This window comes from Gilliamella sp. Choc6-1 (genome assembly GCF_001690385.1).
Lineage (GTDB): Bacteria > Pseudomonadota > Gammaproteobacteria > Enterobacterales > Orbaceae > Gilliamella > Gilliamella apicola_A.
In genome coordinates, this window is record NZ_LZHI01000049.1 from 1 (window position 1) to 22,643 (window position 22,643).

Consider the following 22,643-nt stretch of genomic DNA (forward strand, 5'->3'; position numbering starts at 1 on the left):
TTAAGCTTTAATTCACAATACACCCGATATACCCGTTTATGATTCCATTTATAGCCGAGCTTTCTGATACGATTAAAACATTTAGGAAAACCCCAGCGTAAATGCCTTTCCGTGATAGCATTCAACACCGAAATAATCACTGAATCATCCGGTAACTTAGGTTTATAATAGTAAGCACAACGGCTTAAGCCAACAATGGCACAACTCATAGTAATAGTAACTGAATGATTTTGTTGTAGTTGCTGTGCCCACGTTTTACGTGCCTTTGTGGGCACTAAAGCTTTTTTATGATTTCTTCCTGAAGCTGGGATTTTAAGCTCAGTTCGGCAAACATCTGCTTAAGCTTGCGATTTTCAGCCTCCAGCTCCTTTAAGCGTTTGATATCCGAAGTTTCCATTCCGCCGTATTTTTCTCGCCATTTATAGAAAGTTGAATTACCCACGCCATATTTACGGCACAGTTCTTTAACCGGAATACCCGCTTCAGCTTCTTTTAAAATAGCGACGATTTGATGTTCAGTCATTTTTTTCATCATTAAATCCTCTTTTACTTTTATCATAGAGAATTTTCTACTTTTTTGCTGTACTATTTTAGGGGGTAGTTACAAAATACTTATTGTTTAGAAGAATAACATAGAAATGATATTCTTTTATAACATCAATTCCATCCCCCGATACCGCAAATCTGGCTTTTTAATCCACGCTTGAGCATCAATAATTGCCAATTCTCGAGCCTCTTTTTGTTTGGTGATCTCTAGCACGTGATTAGCGGTATTGGCGGCTAATTCAAACGCCATTAATTGGGATTTCCCATTAATTAGATGCGCTGTAAACAAGCTACAAATTAAATCACCCACACCTAATGGACGATGTGGAAAGTCATATAGTGGGCGGGCAAGATGATAGTTTTGGGTTGGTGTTGCTAACACCATTTCAAATAGGTCGGTTGTTTTGCCAGCGTGCACCAAATTTTTTACTAATATAGCCTTAATATTCTGTTTTTGTAGTTTTTTTATTGCATTTAGTACATCGTTAAATTTTTTAATTTCGATATCAGAAAGTATTTGTAATTCTAATAAATTTGGTGTGATATAGTCGGTTTGTTTAACCGCTTGCTTAGTGAAGAAATCAATAATACCTTGTGGCAGTGAACTACCTTTATTAATATCGCCCCCCATAACAGGATCACAAACATAGATAGCATTAGGATTATAGTATTTAATTTTGTTGACTGCTTCTAAGATTTCTTCGCCTTGTTCAGCAAGACCAATATAGCCCGAAATAATGGCGTCAATAGACTTTAAAACCCCAATTTTTTCTAGACTATTAACTATTCGTGTAATTTGTTTAGCACCAAGCACTATGCCATCATAATGAGGATAAACCGTATTACTGGATAATTGCACGGTATGGATCGGCATAACTTCAACGCCTTGTAGTTGCATGGCTAATGTCGATACCTTGTTACCGGCATAACCATAAACAACATTTGATTGAATTGATAATACTGTTTTCATATGTTTGCCTTATTATTCGTCATAGTAATGATAGCGGTTTAGGAGATAGATACAGATAATAGATATCAATGCTAAACAACAATAAAACAAGGCTAATGGTATCCAAAAAGTTTTGTAAGTATAAATAATATATGCCCCTATCATCGGAATTAGGCTACCAAAAATGGCAGCGCAACCTTGATAGCTGATAGATAACCCTGTGTAACGTATTCTGGTAGGAAAAACTCGACTTAAATAGCCCGCTATTACGCCATAAAAGCCACTGTAGCAAATTACGTTGAGCGAAATACCAATAATAAAGCTATTTTTTGTGCCTATCTGAATGATTGGGAATAATAAAAATACCGATCCCATTGCTAAGATTGCCGAACAAATTAAAAATCGTGTTGCCGAGTATTTTTCTGAAAAATAGGCAATAAAAGGTTGCACAACAAAATGCACAATCGCAATCCAAAACAGGGCATCAACAATTATCTTGTTTTCAATACCTAGTGCAATAGTGGTATAGCCAATCATTAATGTATTAGAAAATATTCCACTAAATGACAATACATTAGCGCCAATGCCTAAAATTAATAGCGGTGTTGATTTTTTAAAAACTTCAATAACTGGCGTTGATTCTTGCTTTAAGTTTGCTTGCTTTTTGCATGATTCGATAAAGACAGGTGACTCGGTTAAGGTGACTCTAGCAATAATGCCAATAATTAATAAAATAGAACTGGCTAAAAATGGAATACGCCAATAGCCACTATTAATAAGCTCAGCTATAGGTGAACGGATAATATAAGAAAAGACCAATAATGCTAAAATATTTCCTGCTGGGCTTCCCCACTGTGCAAAGGAGGAAAAGAAGTTTTTCAACCCTTTGGGGGCATGTTCATTGGTCATAAGCACGGCACCGCCCCATTCACCACCAACCGCAATCCCTTGTAATATGCGTAATGTAACTAATAAAATTGGTGATAAAATGCCTGCTTGTTGATAAGAGGGTAATAAACCAACACAGGTGGTGGCACACCCCATTAAAACCAACGTAGTAATTAACGATTTTTTACGCCCCAAACGATCACCAATATGACCAAATAGTAACGCTCCTAAAGGACGTGATAAAAATCCCACGGCAAAGGTGGCAAAAGATCCTAAGATTTGCACAAATTGATTATCATCAGGAAAAAAAAGCTGACCAAATATTAATACTGATGCCAAGGCATAGATATAAAAATCATACCATTCAATGGTCGTACCAATAAAGGCGGCAAAAGCGACTTTTTTAGCTGATGAATTGGACATAAGTAATCTTAGGGCTATCGCGGTTGTAAGTTAATAATGAGTACGAAACTAGCACAAAACTATTAATATGACAATTTGTTATCTTCTAAGAAAAGAAAAATGCAATGGATAGATTTAGTATCTAATTTAGTGACAGAATTAACTGTCACCTTTATTATTTTCCTCTATACAGAAACACGCAATTTTATGTTCATTATAATTAATAAGCTGTGGTTGTTCTGTTGTACAACGTGAAAATGCTAAACGGCATCGAGCATTAAACGCACAACCCATAGGTGGATTTAGCGGACTTGGTAATTCACCTTCTAATTTAATTCTATCTCGTCTAAGATCAGGATTTAATCTTGGGGTTGCTGATAATAGTGCCTGAGTATATGGATGTTTAGGGTTACGATAGATTTCATCTTTTCGTCCTTGTTCAACGCAACGACCCAAATACATTACCATTACGTCATCAGCAATGTGTTCAACGACGGAAAGGTCATGAGAAATAAAAATATAAGATAAACCTAGGTCTTGCTGTAGATCCATCATCAAATTTAGCACTTGTGCTCGTACAGAAACGTCTAATGCTGAAACAGGTTCATCAGCAACTACTATTTCGGGATCAAGCATTAAACCTCTTGCGATAGCAATGCGTTGACGTTGTCCTCCTGAAAACATATGGGGATAACGGTTATAAAACTCTTCTTTTAATCCAACTTTTTGCATCATTGATAGTACTTTTGCTTTACGATCATTTGCTGTTAGATCAGTATTAATAATTAGAGGCTCTTCTAATATGGAACCGATTTTTTTGCGGGGGTTCAATGATGAGTATGGATTCTGGAAAACGATTTGAATTTTTTGGCGACGCAATTTTTGAGCTTGTTGATCATTATCCAACAAATTCTGATTTTTAAAATAAATTTTTCCAGATGTGGGTTTTTCAATCATTGTTAGTAATCTTGCTAATGAGGATTTACCACAACCTGATTCACCGACAACCGCAAGTGTTTTAGCTTTGTCTAATGTAAAAGATACACCGTCAACGGCTTTAACTTGCTTGGTTTCAGAAAAAAGTCCCGTTTTAACATGATAATATTTTGTCAAGTTTCGGGCATCAAGCAGTAATTCATTATTTTCCATATTATTGTTCATATTGTGGTATCCCTTCGCTTGATAGTGGATAATGACATTTTACTTTTCTAGTTTCACCATAGCTAACTAGTGCTGGTTCTTGGGTATAACAATGTTCAGTAGCATAAGGACAACGAGGGTTGAGTAAACAGCCTGTTGGTCGATCATACTTTCCTGGTACAACGCCTGATAATGATGCTAATCGCTCTTTGTCTTGAGTGAACTCAGGCAGTGATCGTAATAGTGCCTGTGTGTAAGGGTGTAATGGTTTTTTAAAGATAATTTCAGCATCGCCTATTTCAACCACCTGTCCAGCATACATTACAATAATTTTTTGTGCAGCCTCAGAAACTAACGCTAAGTCATGAGTAATAAGAATTAATGCCATATTATTTTTGCGTTGCAACTCAAGTAATAACTCAATAATTTGCCCTTGAATTGTGACATCTAGTGCTGTTGTTGGTTCATCAGCAATTAAGAGTTTTGGATTGCATGCAATGGCTATTGCAATCATTACTCGTTGGCTCATTCCGCCAGATAACTGGTGCGGATAAACCTTTAATCGATTTTCAGCATCAGGAATTCCTACTAATTTAAGCAATTCAATCGCTCTTGCTTTGAGCTCTTTTTTACTGCCACCTTGGTGGATTTTTAATGTTTCAATGATTTGGTAACCTATGGTAAAACATGGGTTTAAGCTAGTCATCGGATCTTGAAAGATCATTGCCACATCTGCACCTACAATTTTACGGCGCATTTTAGTTGAGATTTGTTGAAGATCTTTGCCATCAAAGTGTAATGCATTTGCATTGACTTTACCGGGAAAATCAATTAATCCCATTATGGCGAGTGAACTCACTGATTTTCCTGAACCTGATTCACCAACAATACCAACAACTTGCCCTTGCTCAACGTCATAACTAATGTGATCTACTGCTTTAAATCCACCAAATTGAACAGATAATTCTTTTACTTCTAATAGTGCCATGACTGTATCTCCATTACTGTTTCAATTTAGGATCAAGTGCGTCTCGCAAACCATCTCCCATTAAGTTGAAAGCTAACACTGTCATTAAAATTACTAAACCAGGAAAGGTAACGACCCACCATGCTGATTGTGCAAATTGCAATACGTCAGCAAGCATTGTTCCCCATTCTGGTGTTGGTGGTTGTGCGCCCATGCCTAAAAAACCTAATGCAGCCATGTCTAAAATTGCGTTCGAAAATCCTAATGAAGCTTGTACAATTAATGGTGCTAAGCAGTTTGGTAGGATGTTGATAAACATTTGTCGTAAGGGTCCCGCCCCAGCAACTCGTGAGGCGATCACATAATCTTTATTAATTTCAGCAATCGTTGCTCCGCGTGTTAAGCGAACATAATGTGGTAATGCAACAAAAGCTAATGCTATTGAAGCGTTAATAATTGATGGACCAAATATTGCAACTAATACAAGTGCAAGTAGTAAACTTGGTAATGCAAGCATGATATCCACTGCACGCATAATTACATTGTCTAAAAAACCACCTACATAACCAGCAATTAATCCTAATGTAATCCCTAAAATCAATGAGATAATGACTACTAAGCAACCGACTAATAAAGATAAACGGGCACCATAAATGAGTCTGGATAGGATATCTCGTCCCACATCATCAGTTCCTAAAATAAATTGCCAACTGCCATCTTTCATCCAAACGGGTGGTGTTAGTAATGCATCTCTAAATTGTTCAGAAGGGGAATGTGGTGCAACAAAATTGGCAAAGATAGCTAGTAATACAACAATAATAATAAAGACTAGTCCAACGACTGCACCTTTATTTTTTGAAAAATAGAACCAGAACTCACGCATAGGCGTTAATGGTTTAGGTACGGCTAAACTAATGTCTTGCGTATTGGTTGGTTCAGTAATAACCTGTTTATTCATCTGTAAAAACACTCTTATTTATGTCTAATACGTGGGTTAATAACCCCGTACAACATATCAACTAATAAATTCACTAAAATAATTATGACCGCAACAATTAAAACGCCACTTTGTACAACGGGGTAATCTCGACGCTGTAGCGCTTCAATTAACCAACGACCAATTCCTGGCCATGAAAAGACAGTTTCGGTCAATATGGCGCCGGCAAGCATTGTACCAACTTGTAAACCGATAACGGTTACAACAGGGATCATTGCATTACGCAATGCATGAACAAGGACGATTCGCATTCTACTAACGCCTTTAGCTCGTGCTGTTCGAATATAATCTTCACTCAATACTTCTAACATAGAAGAACGAGTCATGCGGACAATTACTGCTAATGGAATGGTTCCTAATACAATGGCAGGTAAAATTAAGTGAGTAACTGCATCGATAAAATCTTCTGTTTCACCCCATAATAAAGTATCTATTAACATAAATCCGGTTAAAGGATTACTTTCATCTAAGAAAAGCATATCACTAACACGACCAGATACTGGGGTTAAATTTAAGTGTACTGAGACTAACATGATCAGCATCATCCCCCACCAAAAAATTGGCATGGAGTAACCTGTTAAAGATAGTCCTATTGCTGTGTGATCAAATATTGAACCACGTTTCACTGCGGCAAGAACACCGATTGGGATCCCAAAACTAACTGCAAACAGCATTGCGCAAAATCCAAGTTCAAACGTTGCTTTAAATCGGGGTACAAATTCATCCCATACTGGAATTTGGCTTTTAAAGGAGATTCCTAAATCGCCATGAAGCATGTTTATAATATATTGAAAATATTGATGATAAAGTGGTTTATCCAAACCCAGTTGAGTCATTAATTCTGCATGGCGTTCTGGAGTTAAACCTCGTTCTCCTGCAAGCACCATAACGGGATCACCCGGAATAAGGTGAACAAAAATAAAAGTAAGCAGTGTGATACAAATAAACGTTGGAATAAGTACACCTAACCGCTTTAGAATAAATTGAAACATGTAGTAGCTCTTACGTATTGCTTTTAAATTACTGTTTGTAAAATAAATAAAATTTATTTAGTTATTAAAAAATATGTTTATAGTACTAGATTTAGCAAAACCCAACGTAGTGATTAACCACACATTGGTGGTTAATCGTTAGGAATACTATTTTTCAAGCGCAACTTGGTTAAAGTCATGTAATGACAGAGGCGCCATAATATAGCCTTTAACTTCTTTGCGTAATGGCATATAAACCATTGAATGCGCAATCATCAATGCAGGTGCTTGATTATGCATTTCAACTTGTGCTTGTTTATATAGCTCAACTCTTTTTTCGTGATTTGACTCAATACGCGCTTGTTGCAATAAATCATCAAATGGTTTGTAACACCAGCGTGAATAGTTTGAACCCGCTTTAACCGCATCACAGCTCATCAAGACAGAATAAAAGTTATCAGGGTCGCCATTATCTCCAGTCCAGCCCATTAATACAGCATCATGTTCACCATCACGAATACGAGATAGATATTCTCCCCATTCATAACTAACAATTTTAGCTGTTACGCCAATTTTAGCCCAATCTGCTTGAATCATTTCGGCCATACGGCGTGCATTTGGGTTATATGGACGTTGTACTGGCATTGCCCATAAATTGATAGTAAAGCCTTTCTCTAATCCCGCTGATTTTAATAATTCTTTTGCTTGCGCTGGATCATAAGGATAATCTTTCACTTCATCGTTATAACTCCACATTGATGGAGGAATAAAGTTTTTAGCTGGTTCAGCTGCACCTTGAAAAACAGCTTTTATAATCGCATCTTTGTTCACGGCCATATTTAATGCTTGGCGGACTTTTAAATTATTAAGTGGTGGCTTATCCATATTGTAGGCTAAATAGCCAATGTTAACGCCAGCCATTTCTTTAACAACAATATTTTTGTCCGATTTCATTCGTTCAACATCGGCTACATTTGGGTATGGCATAGCATGACACTCGCCTTTTTGTAACTTAGCATAACGAATTGCGGCATCTGGTGTAATAGAAAACACTAAGCGATCAAGTTTGGCTTTTGGACCAAAATAATCGGGATTTGCTTTATAAAGAATTCTGGAGTCTTTTTGGTATTGCACAAAAGTAAATGGGCCTGTACCAACAGGAACTAAGTCTAATTTTTCTGGTGTGTTTTTTTTAAGCATAGCATCAGCATATTCAGCTGATAAGATTGATGCAAATGACATTGCTAAATCTGCTAAAAAAGGGGCTTCTGGATGGTTTAATTCAAATACAACAGTATGATCATCAATCTTTTTAATTTCTTTGATTAAATCTGGGAATCCCATACTTTCAAAGTATTCATATTGTCCACCAGAAACTTTGTTATAAGGATGATTTTTATCTTTTTGTCGCATAAATGTAAAAATAACATCATCAGCATTTAGGTTTCGTGTTGGTTTGAATTCTTTATTGCTATGCCACTTAACATCATTGCGTAAATGAAAAGTATAGGTTAAACCATCTTGGCTGATATCCCAAGATTTGGCTAAAGAAGGTTCAATTTCGGTAGTACCTAATTTAAATTCTACCAAACGATTATAAACAGGAACTGCACTTGCATCCATTGATACACCACTTGTTGCTAATTGTGGATTAAATGTTTCAGGCGAAGCCTCTGAACAATAAACCAATGTTTCAGCAGCATGAAGTTGTGCACTCGCAAGCATTGTTATTAGTCCTGCACTCAATAAGAATTTATGTTTATATTTCCTTAGATTACTCATAAAATCACTCCAATTATTTAACTGTAAACCGATTTTGTAACATTTAAACACAGGTAAGAATGTCGTATTTTTTAATATATAGATTTAGTAAAACGTTATAATTTTTATATTAATTAACTTTCGCTTTGTTTAAATTCGTACCCTCCATCACTAGCACAAATATGGTGCAATTATGCACCACAATTAAGATTACGACTTTTTATTAAAAATAACTTTTAACACTGATATAACGATAGTTAAGATTAAGTATTGTGTAACAAATAAAATATGCAAAAATAATGCCATTTTTTATTCAAAAAATCTATATTAAAGAAAATGGTGAAAAAGAATACATAAATATGTTTTTAATTATTCTTAATTTATGTATCTTTCTGAATTTATTATATGGTTTTTTTATTTGAAAACTGATTAAAATTTATATTCAATTTTATTTTACAGAAGTGGTTATAGGATATTCCACACCGTTATAGTGCAAAAAAGTTCTTTTATTTGGTAAATTGATAATTTGTTCAGCGCATTCACCTTTATCATTTTCCTGTCATGGGTTTCAAATTCTCCGTCACAATTTGTATCCCATTCGCCGGATGAGTGATTCATTGGGAGCTGAGTAATAATTTGTAGAAATTCCTCGCGTTGTTTACAGTAATTTGAGAAACTACTGTAATGAATATACATAAAAAAAACAAAACTAACGCCTTATCACAGACAAGAGATATGGCGCTTATATCATAAAGAAAAAATAACGGTCACTGATTTGGCAAAACGCTTTATGGCCAGTCGTCCTACCATTTATAATGTACTGAAGAAAGCCCGATTGAAGCTTTTTGTGCTTTTAACCAGTAAAAATGAACGTTATAAAACCATTAGTTATGGTATTAAACGCCTGGTTAAAGTCGAAAAATATATTGTCAGATTAAGTAAGGACTATTGTAAATTAAATTCAAAATCAATTACTTTAGCTATTTTATGAACAAGGTGATTTTGAGGGACAAGCGCATCTAACGAGATTTTCTCTATTTTTTCTGGTGTCGCTGGAGTTGTTTTTTTAGCACAGAAGAATTTCTTTTAATAGTGGACTCTTCTCTATTAGATCAAAGAACTCGCCAAAAAGCGAGCTCTTTGTCATCAATCTGAGACGAGCATCGCTCGTCTTTACCTTTTTGATTAGCAATAAAGTTGCTGTAATGGCGTTACAGTTTGTGCCGGATCGTAATCTAGCGCTGCAGTTGTAGCATAAGCAGCATTCATCGTGGTATCGTAATGTACCTTATATTGAATGGCACTTCGACGTAATACTTTTGAGGCTTCAATAGCTGCTCGCCCAGAGGTGGTATTAAGAATATAGCTATATTCGCCATTTTTTATATGGTCATGGATATTTGGTCGCCCTTCGTTTTCTTTTTTTACGACTTGGCATGGTATATTTGCTTGTTGTAATACCTTTGCCGTGCCAATAGTTGCATCAATACTAAACCCATGAGTAATTAACCGTTTAGCTACCTCTAACAGCCTTGTTTTATCCTGATCGCGAACCGATAATAATGCTTTCCCTGATTTTTTCATATTGGATAAACTACCTAGCTGAGCTTTAGCAAAGGCTTCAGCAAAGGTTTTACCAATTCCCATTACTTCACCAGTTGAGCGCATTTCAGGACCTAATATTGGGTCGACACCACTGAATTTATTAAACGGTAATACCACTTCTTTTACCGAATAATAAGGAGGAATCACCTCTTTAGTCACATTTTGCTTGGCAAGTGATTGCCCCGTCATCACACGAGCCGCTATTTTCGCCAGTGGTAAACCCGTTGCTTTTGAGACAAAAGGTACAGTACGAGCTGCACGAGGATTGATTTCGATCAAATAAATTTGATTATCTTTCACCGCAAATTGCCCATTCATTAAACCTTTTACATTGAGTTCAAGTGCTAATTGTTTGGCTTGTTGTCGTAGTTTGTCTAAAATATCTGCAGTTAATGTGTGTGTTGGTAGTGAGCAAGCGGAATCACCAGAGTGAATGCCTGCTTGTTCAATATGTTCCATAATGCCACCAATCAGGATTTGCTCACCATCAGCAATTACATCAATATCAACTTCAATTGCATCATCTAAAAAGTGATCAAGTAAGACTGGTGCATTATTTGATTCGCTTACCGCTGTTTTAAAATAACGCCTTAAATCTTGTTCATTATAGACAATTTCCATTGCTCGACCTCCTAATACATAAGAAGGTCTAACCACTAATGGATAACCTATTTTTTCTGCTTCAATGACAGCCTCGTTAATATCGGTCACTGTGGCGTTGACAGGTTGTTTTAATTTCAGTTTATCGACGACTTCTTGAAAGCGTTTACGATCTTCGGCTTTATCTATAGCATCAGGTGAGGTACCAATAATTGGTAGCCCTGCTGCTTCAAGCGCACGAGCAAGTTTTAACGGTGTTTGCCCACCGTATTGCACAATAACACCATCTGGTTTTTCAACATGTGCAATTTCAAGCACATCTTCAAGCGTAACTGGCTCAAAATAGAGGCGGTCAGAAGTATCGTAATCGGGTGAAACCGTTTCGGGATTACAGTTAACCATAATGGTCTCATAACCATCCTCATGCAGTGCCAATGCCGCATGTACACAGCAATAATCAAACTCAATACCTTGTCCAATCCGATTAGGACCACCACCAAGGATCATAATTTTTTTACGGCTAAATTGAGGATTAGCTTCACACTCTTGCTCATAGGTTGAATAAAGATAAGCGGTATCTGTTGCAAATTCAGCCGCACAGGTATCAACACGTTTATAAACAGGGTGAATTTGATATTGATGGCGTAAATCGCGAACAGCTTGTTCTGTGGTATTAAGCAGTTTGGCGATGCGTAAATCTGAAAAACCTTTACGTTTTAATTGCCATAATGTTTCTTGATCAAGTTGCGCAAGTAATTGTTCCTTTAGCTTGTTTTCAAGGTTAACCAACTCTTCAATTTGTACTAAAAACCAACGATCAATATTGGTAAGTAAAAAGATATCTTCTAAGCTCAATCCTGCCCTAAAAGCATCAGCAATATACCAAATCCGATCAGCGCCCGCTTCTTGGAGCTCATAACGAATTTTGGTGATATTTTTTTCATCAGTATAATTATCAATTTTAGGATCAAATCCTGAAGCGCCAACTTCAAGCCCTCGCAACGCTTTTTGTATTGATTCTTGGAAGGTACGCCCAATGGCCATCACTTCACCAACTGATTTCATTTGTGTGGTTAATCGATCGTTACAACCAGCAAATTTTTCAAAATTAAAGCGTGGAATTTTGGTAACAACATAATCAATTGACGGTTCAAATGAAGCGGGGGTTTTTCCGCCTGTTATATCATTAGATAATTCATCAAGCGTATAACCGACAGCCAGTTTGGCGGCGATTTTCGCGATAGGAAAGCCCGTTGCTTTCGAAGCTAAGGCAGATGATCGTGACACCCGTGGATTCATCTCAATAACAATTAATCGCCCTGTCTTTGGATCAACCGAAAATTGTACATTGGAGCCACCAGTTTCAACACCAATTTCACGCAGTACCGCGATCGAAGCGTTACGCATGATTTGGTATTCTTTATCAGTCAAGGTTTGTGCCGGAGCCACCGTAATTGAATCACCAGTATGAATACCCATTGGATCGAAGTTTTCAATTGAACAAACAATAATGCAGTTATCATTTTTGTCTCGAACTACTTCCATTTCATATTCTTTCCAACCTATTAATGATTCATCAATAAGTAGTTCATTGGTTGGCGAAAGATCAAGTCCTCGAGTACAAATTTCGTCAAACTCTTCGGTATTATAAGCAATGCCGCCACCGGTGCCCCCCATGGTAAATGATGGACGAATAATGCAAGGAAAACCAACTTGATCAAGAACGACGTAAGCTTCTTTAAGTGAATGAGCAATTCCTGAGCGAGCGGTATCAAGACCAATTTTTTTCATCGCCTCATCAAAGCGTTTCCGATCTTCGGCTTTATCGATAGCATCTGCTGTTGCACCTATCATTTCAACATTAAATTCTTTCAATACACCTTGTTTTTCAAGCTCTAATGCACAGTTTAACGCTGTTTGACCGCCCATGGTTGGTAAAATGGCGTCTGGCCTTTCTTGTTCAATAATCTTACGAACGCTTGTCCAATGAATGGGTTCAATATAAGTGGCATCGGCCATTTCAGGATCTGTCATGATAGTGGCTGGATTAGAGTTAACTAAAATAACACGATAACCTTCTTCACGTAGTGCTTTACAGGCTTGAGCACCAGAATAATCAAATTCACATGCTTGACCAATAACAATTGGGCCAGCACCAATAATTAGTATACTTTTTATATCTGTTCGCTTAGCCATGATTATTGCTCCTGCTTATAAATTTTAATTAACTCAATAAAGTGGTCAAAAAGCGATGCTGCATCATGAGGCCCAGGACTGGCTTCGGGATGACCTTGAAAACTAAAAGCCGGTTTTTGATTGTGATGAATGCCTTGTAATGAACCATCGAACAGTGATTTATGCGTCGCTCGTAAATGAGCTGGTAAGCTTGCTTCATCTACAGCGAAGCCGTGATTTTGTGCAGTGATCATTACCTTATTATTTTCTAGATCTTTAACAGGATGATTACCACCACGATGACCAAACTTCATTTTGATAGTTCTAGCACCACAAGCAAGCGCAAGAAGTTGATGACCTAAACAAATGCCAAAAATAGGAATATCTGTGTTTAAAAACTGCTTAATGGCATTAATCGCATAACTGCAAGGTGCAGGATCTCCAGGGCCATTAGATAAAAAGATTCCATCGGGCTTTAAAGCAAGGACTTGTTTTGCTGTCGTTTTTGCTGGTACAACGGTTAATTTACAACCACGCTCAACTAACATTCGCAAAATATTACGTTTTACACCAAAGTCGTAAGCAACAACATGATATGGTAATTGGTTTTCTGGTTTTGGATCAGGATGCTGCTGTTGCCTTGTCCACATGCCTTGTGACCAAATATAACTTGTCAAACAAGTTACTTCTTTAGCTAAATCAAGCCCACTTAATCCTTTAAAATCGATTGCCTGCTGTTTAGCTATTTCGGCTTTTTCAAGTAAGGTCATTTTGTCCGTTGCTGTTATGATGACGCCATGCTGTGCACCTTTTTCACGCAAAATACGGGTTAAGCGCCGCGTATCAATATCCGAAATGGCAATAACATTATGTTTTTTTAAATAGCTAGAAAGACAGAGTTCACTTCGATAGTTGCTAGCTAATAATGGCAAATCACGAATAATCAAACCTTTTGCATAAACTTGGTTCGATTCGGCATCGGTATCATTCGTTCCTACATTACCAATGTGCGGGTAGGTTAATGTAACCAATTGCTCACAGTAAGACGGATCGGTAAGAATTTCTTGGTAACCTGTCATTGAGGTGTTAAATACCACTTCCCCAACTGTTTGACCATCAGCACCAATTGATTTCCCGATAAATTGCGAACCATCTTGTAACATAAGGAGGGCATAAGTTTGCATGACTAAAAGATCCTTTGAATGAATTATCATGAATTTTGAATAAAAATTCAATTTCACCTGGCTACAAAGATACAATGTTTGGTCATTTTATTACACTTTTTTGTACAAAAAAAGCAATATTATAAAAATTATTTTAATAATAAGTCTAATTTTTGAGACTTACTTCAGCATAAAGGTAAAATGTTAAACTTATTATGATGTTTAACTTGAATTTGCATAATTATTCAGATAGAATCATTTAAATCATTACGGTTATTAGGAGCTATATCATGCACGGTTTTTATCAGCGTCATTTTTTACGATTACTTGATTTTACCTCTACCGAAATCAATCAATTAATTAATCTTGCTATCGAATTAAAACAAGCCAAACAACAAGGGCAAGAACAACAACATTTGATTGGTAAAAATATTGCATTAATTTTTGAGAAAGACTCCACCCGTACGCGTTGTGCTTTTGAGGTTGGTGCATTTGATCAAGGTGCAAATGTCACTTATTTAGGACCAAGTGGTAGTCAAATCGGTCATAAAGAATCAATTGCGGATACCGCACGCGTGCTGGGTCGAATGTATGACGGTATTGAGTATCGTGGTTATGGCCAAGAGATCGTTGAAACATTAGCCCAATATGCTGGTGTACCAGTATGGAATGGCCTAACGACCGAAGCACATCCAACCCAAATTTTAGCCGATTTTATGACAATGAAAGAGCATATAAGCAATCGCCCATTAAGTAGCATTAAATTTGCCTATTTAGGCGATGCCCATAATAACATGGGAAATTCGTTAATGGAAGGTGCGGCTTTAATGGGAATGGAAATTCGTTTAGTTGCACCAAAGGCCTGTCATCCCGAAGCCGAACTTGTACAAAAATGCCAAGATATAGCAAAAAATACGGGTGCAAAAATTATTTTAACCGAAGATGTTGCCAAAGGAGTTAAAGACGTCGACTTTTTATATACTGATGTATGGGTATCAATGGGCGAGCCTAAGGAAGTTTGGGATGAGCGTGTTAAATTATTAACACCTTATCAAGTGAATGAAAATGTTATTAAACTTACCAATAATCCAAATGTCAAATTCATGCACTGTTTACCCGCTTTTCATGATATGAACACTACCGTCGGTAAACAGATGGCAGCTCAATATGGTTTAACCAATGGACTTGAAGTGACTAATGATGTGTTTGAATCTGAACATAGTATTGTTTTTGATGAAGCCGAAAATAGGCTACATACCATTAAAGCGGTAATGGTTGCAACATTAGCCAAAGATGAATAATATTGCCATAATCAATACTTAAATGTTTAGCTAAAAAATTAGGCACTTTCTTTTTGCCGGCTTAATGTCGGCAAATTTTATTTAAAAGAATATTAGATTATGACAAAACAAGAACGAAATAAAGATTTTAAAAAATTCCTAAAGTTAACCAATCCCATTCATTTTTTAGCTGTAGGACTAGGTAGTGGTTTATCTCCAATTATGCCGGGAACAATGGGATCGTTAATGGCGATTCCACTTTGGCTATTATTTTATGGTTTACAACCAACTTTATACTGGGTCTTTATTTTAGTGACTTTTATTTTTGGTTGTTTTATTTGTCAAAAAACATCGGATGATATCCATACGCACGATTCAGGGCATATAGTATGGGATGAATTTGTTGGCATGTGGATCACCCTATTTTTTATTCCACAACTTTCTGTTATGTGGATTGCGATAGCCTTTGTAGCATTTAGGATTTTTGACATGGCAAAACCGTGGCCAATTCGTTGGTTTGATAAACGTATACCTGGCGGTTTTGGTATTATGGTGGATGATGTGATTGCAGCTATCTTTTCATCATTCACCGTTTATATCATGACATTGGTTATTTAAGATGTAATCTTATACTAAAACGCATACTTTCCTGAAAGTTTTTTACAAAAATAGATTAAAACATCTTTTGCGACCATCCTAACTTAGTCGAAAGATTATTAAAATAATCATAATCTTTGGTATGAATTAAATTAAATTCATATAAAGATCGGCGAATAATCACATCTTGCGTTGGTTTGACCGGTAAAATAATTTGGCTATCACAGGCAATATTTAAATCAAGCGCAGTAGTTGGAAATTTAAGATGAATTGGGTCATTGCCTTTGATAACCAAAGGTCTAACTGCTAACGAATGCGGAAACATTGGCGTAATAATTAATGCATCTAAATGAGGCGCTAAAATAGGACCTCCAGCCGATAACGAGTAAGCGGTAGAGCCTGTTGGCGTTGCAATAATTAACCCATCAGCTCGCTGTGAAAACGCATTACGTTCATTAATGTAAACATCATAGTCAATCATATGCGCTACAGTGTTAGGAGTGACGACAATTTCGTTTACGGCGAAACTCGAATTAATCAAATTACCATTATCATAAATGGAAACTTCTAATAAGAAACGAGGATCCTCCTTATATTCACCGGCAATAACAGGACTTAATTGTTCAATTACTTGTTCATGCGAGATATCCGTTAAGAAACCGAGATTACCTCGATTAACACCAATCACTTTGATTTTATAGTGTGACAAGTACCTAGCTGAACGTAGCATATTTCCATCACCACCCACAACAATGGCTAGGTCAGCTTGTTCACCAATTGCTTCTAACGAAGCGTAATGGCTAACTGGAAATTGAATATGATCCGCTAAGCGATCTTCAACTAGCACATGAATACCAAGATTAACAAGCCAATCATAAAGCACTTGATGAGTTTCGATTGCCTCTAATTTACGAGGAAGTCCAATCAGACCAATGCATTTAAAAGGTGTATTCATAAAATATCCTTGTTATTGTTTTATATAAACGATATGTATTTTTTCGTCACAGGTCAAAAAATTACATATCAATTTACTGATAAGCTTGTAATCATAAAAATTGTCCCCATAATAACCGTAATTCACTAAGTTTTCGACTACATTATTTGGAGTACCTTATGACAGAGCAAGATAAAAATATGTCAGAAAATGAAACTAACATTGACACACTAGCTGAAGAAACAACAGAGCAAGAAGCTCCAGTGCAACCAAGTCTAGAAGAGCAATTAAACGTAAAAGATGCACGTATTGCAGAGTTAGAACAAGCATTACAGTTGGCTAAAAAAAATGAAAGCGAAGCCATGATTCGTGCGCGAGCTGAAATTGATAATGTTCGTAAACGTGTTGAACAAGATGTTGATAAAGCGCGTAAATTTGCACTAGAAAAATTCTCTAATGAATTATTACCCGTTATTGATAATTTAGAACGAGCTTTAGAATCTACAGATAAAACCAATCCTGAGCATAAAGCAACTGTTGAAGGGTTAGAACTGACATTAAAATCATTCCTAGATACTGTCAAAAAATTTGGTATTGAAGTGATTAATACTGAAGATTCACAACTAAATCCTGATGTGCACCAAGCAATTAGCATGGTTGAATCACCAGAACATCAATCAGGTCAAATAGTAAATACCATCCAAAAAGGCTATACCTTAAATGGTCGATTAATTCGCCCAGCAATGGTAATTGTTGCGAAGTAGGGACTGTTCTTTGCTATAAAAAATTTCAGTATAATTAATAAAAAAGAGCAATATGATTATTGTTCTTTTATTAATTAGAATTATATGTTTTTTGCATAGTATCCTTTTTACTTTACCGTTTTTATTCTGAAATACTTTCTATCTTAATACTGAGTATAATCATCTAGTGCAGTGTAGGGCATTCCAACTAAGGTTTTTTCGCTGTTCTTTTTAAATTATTATAAAAGATATTACCTAATTCTCCGCAAAATATTAGGTATATTCTCACTACTATGATTTGCTTTATGCAAACTTGAAGTGTTAAGAAAAAATAATCTGGATGAGAAAAATGCTATATGTAAATAAATATAATGCTTATTAACAAAATTCTTCGGACAATTTTAGAAATACATGCGCCATTACACTCAATATACTTATATTTTTCCAGAAGTAGATTTAAATTGTTATAGCTGATTACTAAAAAAGACGAAAAACTATTTGATAGAGGTTCTTGATATCAAAACAATTTATGCTGGTTTTTTCTTTTGAAAATTGGTGCCCGGACGCGGAATCGAAGATGTGGGTTGAAGCCTTGTGGTTACTGGATTTGAGAAATTTAGATGAAAAATGTACCCGTATTTGTATCCATTTACATTTAACTTAAAATAACTGTATAATAATACAGTTCTGCAACCCTTATTTTTATACTTTTCCTTATATAAAACAATTTCTATTTATAATATTGTCCCAAAACTGTATTTTTTGTCCCATTTATGGTATACTTAATTTAAATAGATATATCCTTAGGTGATTTTTGTGAAAAAAAAGAATGTGTTAAATTTGATTAAATATCATGTTGAAAGAAATGAAAGTGCTTTTAGAGATGAAACTATTGAAATTGCTAGATATTTTGATTCTATTGGCGATCATCAGTTAGCTGAATATATTATGGGATTTATTGCTGAATCAAATCTTTATATTCCTCAAGCAAGTGAGTTTGAGAGTGATTTTTTAAAATCAATAAATGTAAAGGTAGTGGATTCCCTAAATTTGCCAATTGAAATCACTGATAATATTAAAGGAGTGATTAATGCTGTTAATCACAAAATTGGGATAACCAAATTTTTATTTGAAGGGTTTCCTGGTACAGGTAAAACTGAAGCAGCAAAACATGTTGCGAGACTACTCAAACGTTCGCTGTTTTATGTGGATTTTGATAATTTAATTGATAGCAAGCTTGGTCAAACGAATAAAAACATAGCCCAAGTGTTTAGTGAAATTAATAAAATACCTTATCCAGAAAAAACAGTGATTTTATTTGATGAAATTGACGTTATAGCATTAGATAGGATTAATAGTAATGATGTTCGAGAAATGGGACGTGTAACATCAGCAATTTTGAGAGAGTTGGATAGATTAAATGATTTAAATAAAGACATTGTAATCATTGCTACCACAAACTTATATAAGAATTTTGATAAGGCTCTTTCTAGACGCTTTGATGCTATTATTAATTTTAATCAATACAGTAAAGAAGATTTAGTTGAAGTGGCTGAATTTTATTTTTCATCTTTCTCAAAAAATTTTAGAAACGTGTCTAAAGATGCTCGATTGCTGAAAAAAATTCTAAATACATCAAACCAATTACCATATCCTGGTGAATTAAAAAATATTATCAAGACTTCTTTAGCGTTTAGTGATGTAAATAATGGTTATGATTATCTGAGAAGATTATACAACAATATAATAGGAAATCTTGATCAAACTAGTTTAGAACAATTACACATTTTAGGTTTTACTGTAAGAGAGATAGAAAAACTTAAAGGTGAACCTAAAAGCACAATAGCTAGAAAATTGAATGAAGGAAATAAGTAATGGCAAATAATGTTTTAGAATTAAAAGGAAATCGATTTGTTCAAGCGTCTAAACAATTTAAACCAAAAGTTATTCCTAATATGAATGGTAACAATGGTGTTACTAGCGAACATGTGTATAAGTTGCAAACGAAAATGGAACAAATCAAAAATTTTTGGTTGAATGAACCTAAGCCATTTGACGGTATTCTAATTTGTGTTTGTTATAATAAGATTGTGGCAAAAAGTAATAGAATCGGAGGATTGTTTAGAGGGAAGGATTCGAACTATGCAATAGTGGGAGCTAAGTTTAACAAAGATAGAACTAAACATATTATTACTTATTTTTTAGATATTAATGATTTAAATAAAAGTATTGTTTTACTTGATAAAACAAAAATTGTTTTAGATAAAGCCTTTTCAGGAAAAATAGATCAAGTTACTTTCAAGGATCATGAAAGTATAAATAGTGTTCATTTTAAAGAATTTGGTATAAGTAAATCCTCATTTAAGCAAGTTATAGCTGATATTTCTTATATTGATGATTTTGAGGTAGAGAACCCGTCAGGAGAATCAGTGCAAAGTATTATTACTTTGTATGATATAAGAATGGATACAAAAAGATTATTAAAAAAACTAGGTATCGATATTTTATCCAGTCGGATTTTAGATAATCAAACGATTTTTTTGGATAAGAATCAATCGGAGATCTTATTTACTAAAGCTCCTTATCTTATTTCAATGGCTACAGCAGATTTATCCCAGCTATCGCCAGAAGATTTCATTCAACAACATAAACAAAATTTGCAGCATATTCCAGAGCCCACAATAGAACCTACTATTGGTGTAATTGACACATTATTTGATGAGGGAGTTTATTTTAGTGATTGGGTCGAATACCATGAAATGGTTGATGAAAATATTGCTAAAGCACCTAATGATTATAGGCATGGCACTGCAATATCATCTATTATTGTAGATGGACCAAGGCTTAATCCCTGGTTAGATGACGGCTGTGGAAGGTTTAAAGTACGTCACTTTGGTGTAGCAGTTGGTTCACAGTTTTCTTCTTTTACTATTATAAAGCAAATTAAAGAAATAATAGCAAAAAATAAAGATATTAAAGTTTGGAATATTTCACTAGGTAGTGATCAAGAAGTTAATGATAATTTTATATCTGCTGAAGCTTCTGTATTAGACCAAATTCAATATGAAAATGATGTCATCTTTGTTATTGCGGGAACAAATAAAACAAATGAAAATATTAATAGAATTGGTTCTCCTGCCGATTCAATTAATAGTATGGTTGTAAATGCAGTAACAAAAAATGGATTATCAACAAAATACTCTAGAAAAGGAATTGTTTTATCATTTTTTGCGAAGCCTGATATAAGTTACTATGGTGGAAGCAGTGAACAATATATTCATGTATGTGAACCCTTAGGAGAAGCTAAAGTTGCGGGAACATCATTTGCAGCTCCTTGGGTTGCTCGAAAACTTTCATATCTAATTGACATATTAGAGCTTAGCCGTGAAGTGGCTAAGGCGCTTATTATTGATGCCGCAAGAGGATGGAATAACGAACCGACTGCCAGTGAAATTGCATTATATGGGCATGGTATAGTACCAATTAAAATTGACGATATTGTCAAAACAAAAGAAGATGAGATTAAATTTTTAGTTTCAGATATCAGTGAAAAATGGAACACTTATAATTATAATTTTCCAACACCAATGAATAAAGATGATAAATATCCTTATATAGCCAAAGCAATAATGTGTTACTTTCCTAAATGCAATAGAACTCAAGGAGTGGATTATACAAATACTGAGTTAAATTTACATTTTGGAAGAATCAAAAATAATGGAAAAATTTCTAATATTAATGGGGATAAACAAAACCAGAATATAGATACTGAAAGAAACTATTTATTAGAGTCTGATGCTCGAAGTAATTTCCGAAAATGGGATAATGTTAAATATATAGCTGAAATAGTTAAAAAAAATAATAAACCTAAAATATCATACGAAAATAAAAATTGGGGCATGGAAATTAAAACAAATAATCGTTTAAATCCCAAAGATGGAGAAGGTGTTCGTTTTGGAATTGTTGTTACATTAAAAGAAATTAATGGCGTAAATAGAATTGATGAGTTTATTAGAAGCTGCCATTTAAGTGGTTGGTTAGTAAATGCAATTGATGTTAATGCCAAAGTTAATATTTATCAAAATATGAATGAAGAGATTGAATTTGAGTAATTTTTTTATGTGTTAGCTCAAACTTAATCTGACAAAAACTTATTACTCATCGGACACACATTTTGTTAAAATGAAAGCCGATGAGTAAAATAAATTCTCCAATTGCTTTTCCTTAACCAATCCTTTTGCTCCGTTCCAGGTTTGCCGTGGTCTCTTTCCATAACAATATTTTCCAGAGTGTGCCTTTCTCGATTGTAAAGATCAAACCATTGTTCAATATCGTTTTTGTAAATGCCCCCAACTTAGTACACAACTCACGTAGAAAATTAAGCTGCTTGTTTTAGTGTTTTATACTCAATCGGTGTCATGTTATTTAATGCCTCATGCGGTCTTTCGGTATTATAAATGGTGAGCCATTCTTCGGTTATTCTCCTTGCTTGCGCTAGGTTGTTAAAAAGATATAAATCTAACACTTCAGTTCGATAAGTCCGGTTAAATCGTTTAATATAGCCATTTTGATAAGGGCTACCGGGTTTGATGTAATCTATAGTTATACCATGTGTTTTTGCCCAGTTTATAAAGGTTTTTCCTGTAAATTCTGGTCCATTATCAACTCGTATTTTTAATGGATACCCATGATATTCAGCCAGTTTATCTAAGTAACGGGTAATCCTTCCTGCTGGTAAGCTTACTGCAATATCAATCCCTAACGCCTCACGATTAAAGTCATCGATGACATTGAATGTCCTAAAGCGACGTTGATTACGACTACTGTCACTCATAAAATCCATTGACCAACATTCACCTTGTTTATTGGGGGCTAATAACCTTTCCGGGCATCGTAGAGGAATACGTTTTTTACGCTTTACCCTG

18 protein-coding genes and 1 pseudogene are annotated in these 22,643 nt (G+C 35.2%); 6 read left to right on the forward strand and 13 right to left on the reverse strand.

Annotation, left to right across the window (positions count from 1 at the left end; all coding sequences use genetic code 11):
* The 9 genes and pseudogenes from A9G36_RS07090 to A9G36_RS07130 form a co-directional block, all read right to left on the reverse strand.
* Positions 1 to 275: pseudogene (locus A9G36_RS07090) on the reverse strand (IS3 family transposase); the annotation flags it as partial.
* Entirely contained in the window at positions 275 to 532 is a 258-nt protein-coding gene (locus tag A9G36_RS07095) for a transposase (RefSeq protein ID WP_065573901.1), read from the reverse strand. The gene A9G36_RS07095 and the pseudogene A9G36_RS07090, both read right to left, overlap by 1 nt.
* A 117-nt stretch (positions 533 to 649) precedes the next feature.
* Positions 650 to 1,516 (reverse strand): pyridoxal kinase PdxY, encoded by an 867-nt coding sequence (gene pdxY / locus A9G36_RS07100; RefSeq protein ID WP_065585558.1) that lies wholly within the window; start codon positions 1,514 to 1,516, stop codon positions 650 to 652.
* A gap of 12 nt (positions 1,517 to 1,528) precedes the next feature.
* Positions 1,529 to 2,806: an MFS transporter gene (locus tag A9G36_RS07105; RefSeq protein ID WP_065585559.1), complete on the reverse strand. Its 1,278-nt coding sequence runs from the start codon at positions 2,804 to 2,806 to the stop codon at positions 1,529 to 1,531.
* A gap of 138 nt (positions 2,807 to 2,944) precedes the next feature.
* Entirely contained in the window at positions 2,945 to 3,946 is a 1,002-nt protein-coding gene (locus A9G36_RS07110; protein WP_065585560.1) for a peptide ABC transporter ATP-binding protein, read from the reverse strand.
* Entirely contained in the window at positions 3,936 to 4,913 is a 978-nt protein-coding gene (dppD, locus tag A9G36_RS07115; protein WP_065574665.1) for a dipeptide ABC transporter ATP-binding protein, read from the reverse strand. Before dppD ends, A9G36_RS07110 begins: the two co-directional genes overlap by 11 nt.
* Before the next feature lie 13 nt (positions 4,914 to 4,926).
* A complete protein-coding gene (gene dppC, locus A9G36_RS07120) occupies positions 4,927 to 5,850 on the reverse strand; it encodes a dipeptide ABC transporter permease DppC (RefSeq protein WP_065585569.1) in 924 nt (307 codons plus the stop codon).
* A 14-nt stretch (positions 5,851 to 5,864) separates the two neighbouring features.
* Positions 5,865 to 6,881 carry a dipeptide ABC transporter permease DppB gene (gene dppB, locus A9G36_RS07125; RefSeq protein ID WP_065585561.1) on the reverse strand — a complete coding sequence of 339 codons (1,017 nt, stop codon included), beginning with the start codon at positions 6,879 to 6,881 and terminating at the stop codon, positions 5,865 to 5,867.
* Between the two features lie 147 nt (positions 6,882 to 7,028).
* Entirely contained in the window at positions 7,029 to 8,642 is a 1,614-nt protein-coding gene (locus tag A9G36_RS07130) for an ABC transporter substrate-binding protein (RefSeq protein WP_065585562.1), read from the reverse strand.
* Between the two features lie 769 nt (positions 8,643 to 9,411).
* Here A9G36_RS07130 and A9G36_RS09900 point away from each other — a divergent pair.
* Positions 9,412 to 9,612, forward strand: a complete 201-nt coding sequence (locus A9G36_RS09900) for a hypothetical protein (RefSeq protein WP_065585563.1) — start codon at positions 9,412 to 9,414, stop codon at positions 9,610 to 9,612.
* Between the two features lie 194 nt (positions 9,613 to 9,806).
* Here A9G36_RS09900 and carB read toward each other — a convergent pair whose 3' ends face one another.
* Positions 9,807 to 13,022 carry a carbamoyl-phosphate synthase large subunit gene (gene carB, locus A9G36_RS07140; protein ID WP_065585564.1) on the reverse strand — a complete coding sequence of 1,072 codons (3,216 nt, stop codon included), beginning with the start codon at positions 13,020 to 13,022 and terminating at the stop codon, positions 9,807 to 9,809.
* Positions 13,023 to 13,024: 2 nt separating this feature from the next.
* Positions 13,025 to 14,185: a glutamine-hydrolyzing carbamoyl-phosphate synthase small subunit gene (gene carA / locus A9G36_RS07145; protein ID WP_065585565.1), complete on the reverse strand. Its 1,161-nt coding sequence runs from the start codon at positions 14,183 to 14,185 to the stop codon at positions 13,025 to 13,027.
* Between the two features lie 269 nt (positions 14,186 to 14,454).
* Between carA and argF the strand changes: the two genes are divergently transcribed.
* Complete coding sequence (gene argF / locus A9G36_RS07150; RefSeq protein WP_065569488.1) at positions 14,455 to 15,465, forward strand: ornithine carbamoyltransferase; 1,011 nt, start codon at positions 14,455 to 14,457, stop codon at positions 15,463 to 15,465.
* Between the two features lie 99 nt (positions 15,466 to 15,564).
* Entirely contained in the window at positions 15,565 to 16,062 is a 498-nt protein-coding gene (locus tag A9G36_RS07155) for a phosphatidylglycerophosphatase A family protein (RefSeq protein ID WP_065585566.1), read from the forward strand.
* A gap of 55 nt (positions 16,063 to 16,117) precedes the next feature.
* Here the strand turns inward: A9G36_RS07155 and nadK are convergent, their stop codons facing one another.
* Positions 16,118 to 16,996 carry an NAD(+) kinase gene (nadK, locus tag A9G36_RS07160; protein ID WP_065569490.1) on the reverse strand — a complete coding sequence of 293 codons (879 nt, stop codon included), beginning with the start codon at positions 16,994 to 16,996 and terminating at the stop codon, positions 16,118 to 16,120.
* Positions 16,997 to 17,154: 158 nt separating this feature from the next.
* Here nadK and grpE point away from each other — a divergent pair, with 158 nt between their 5' ends.
* From grpE to A9G36_RS07175, 3 genes are all read left to right on the forward strand, one after another.
* A complete protein-coding gene (gene grpE / locus A9G36_RS07165; protein ID WP_065569491.1) occupies positions 17,155 to 17,739 on the forward strand; it encodes a nucleotide exchange factor GrpE in 585 nt (194 codons plus the stop codon).
* 795 nt (positions 17,740 to 18,534) lie between these two features.
* The gene (locus tag A9G36_RS07170) at positions 18,535 to 19,593 is read left to right on the forward strand and encodes an ATP-binding protein (RefSeq protein WP_065585567.1); all 1,059 of its coding nucleotides are present in this window, start codon (positions 18,535 to 18,537) and stop codon (positions 19,591 to 19,593) included.
* The gene (locus tag A9G36_RS07175) at positions 19,593 to 21,830 is read left to right on the forward strand and encodes a S8 family peptidase (RefSeq protein WP_034915567.1); all 2,238 of its coding nucleotides are present in this window, start codon (positions 19,593 to 19,595) and stop codon (positions 21,828 to 21,830) included. Before A9G36_RS07170 ends, A9G36_RS07175 begins: the two co-directional genes overlap by 1 nt.
* Before the next feature lie 266 nt (positions 21,831 to 22,096).
* Here A9G36_RS07175 and A9G36_RS07180 read toward each other — a convergent pair.
* The coding region (locus tag A9G36_RS07180) for an integrase core domain-containing protein (RefSeq protein ID WP_141670633.1) at positions 22,097 to 22,643 on the reverse strand (547 nt) is incomplete at its 5' end.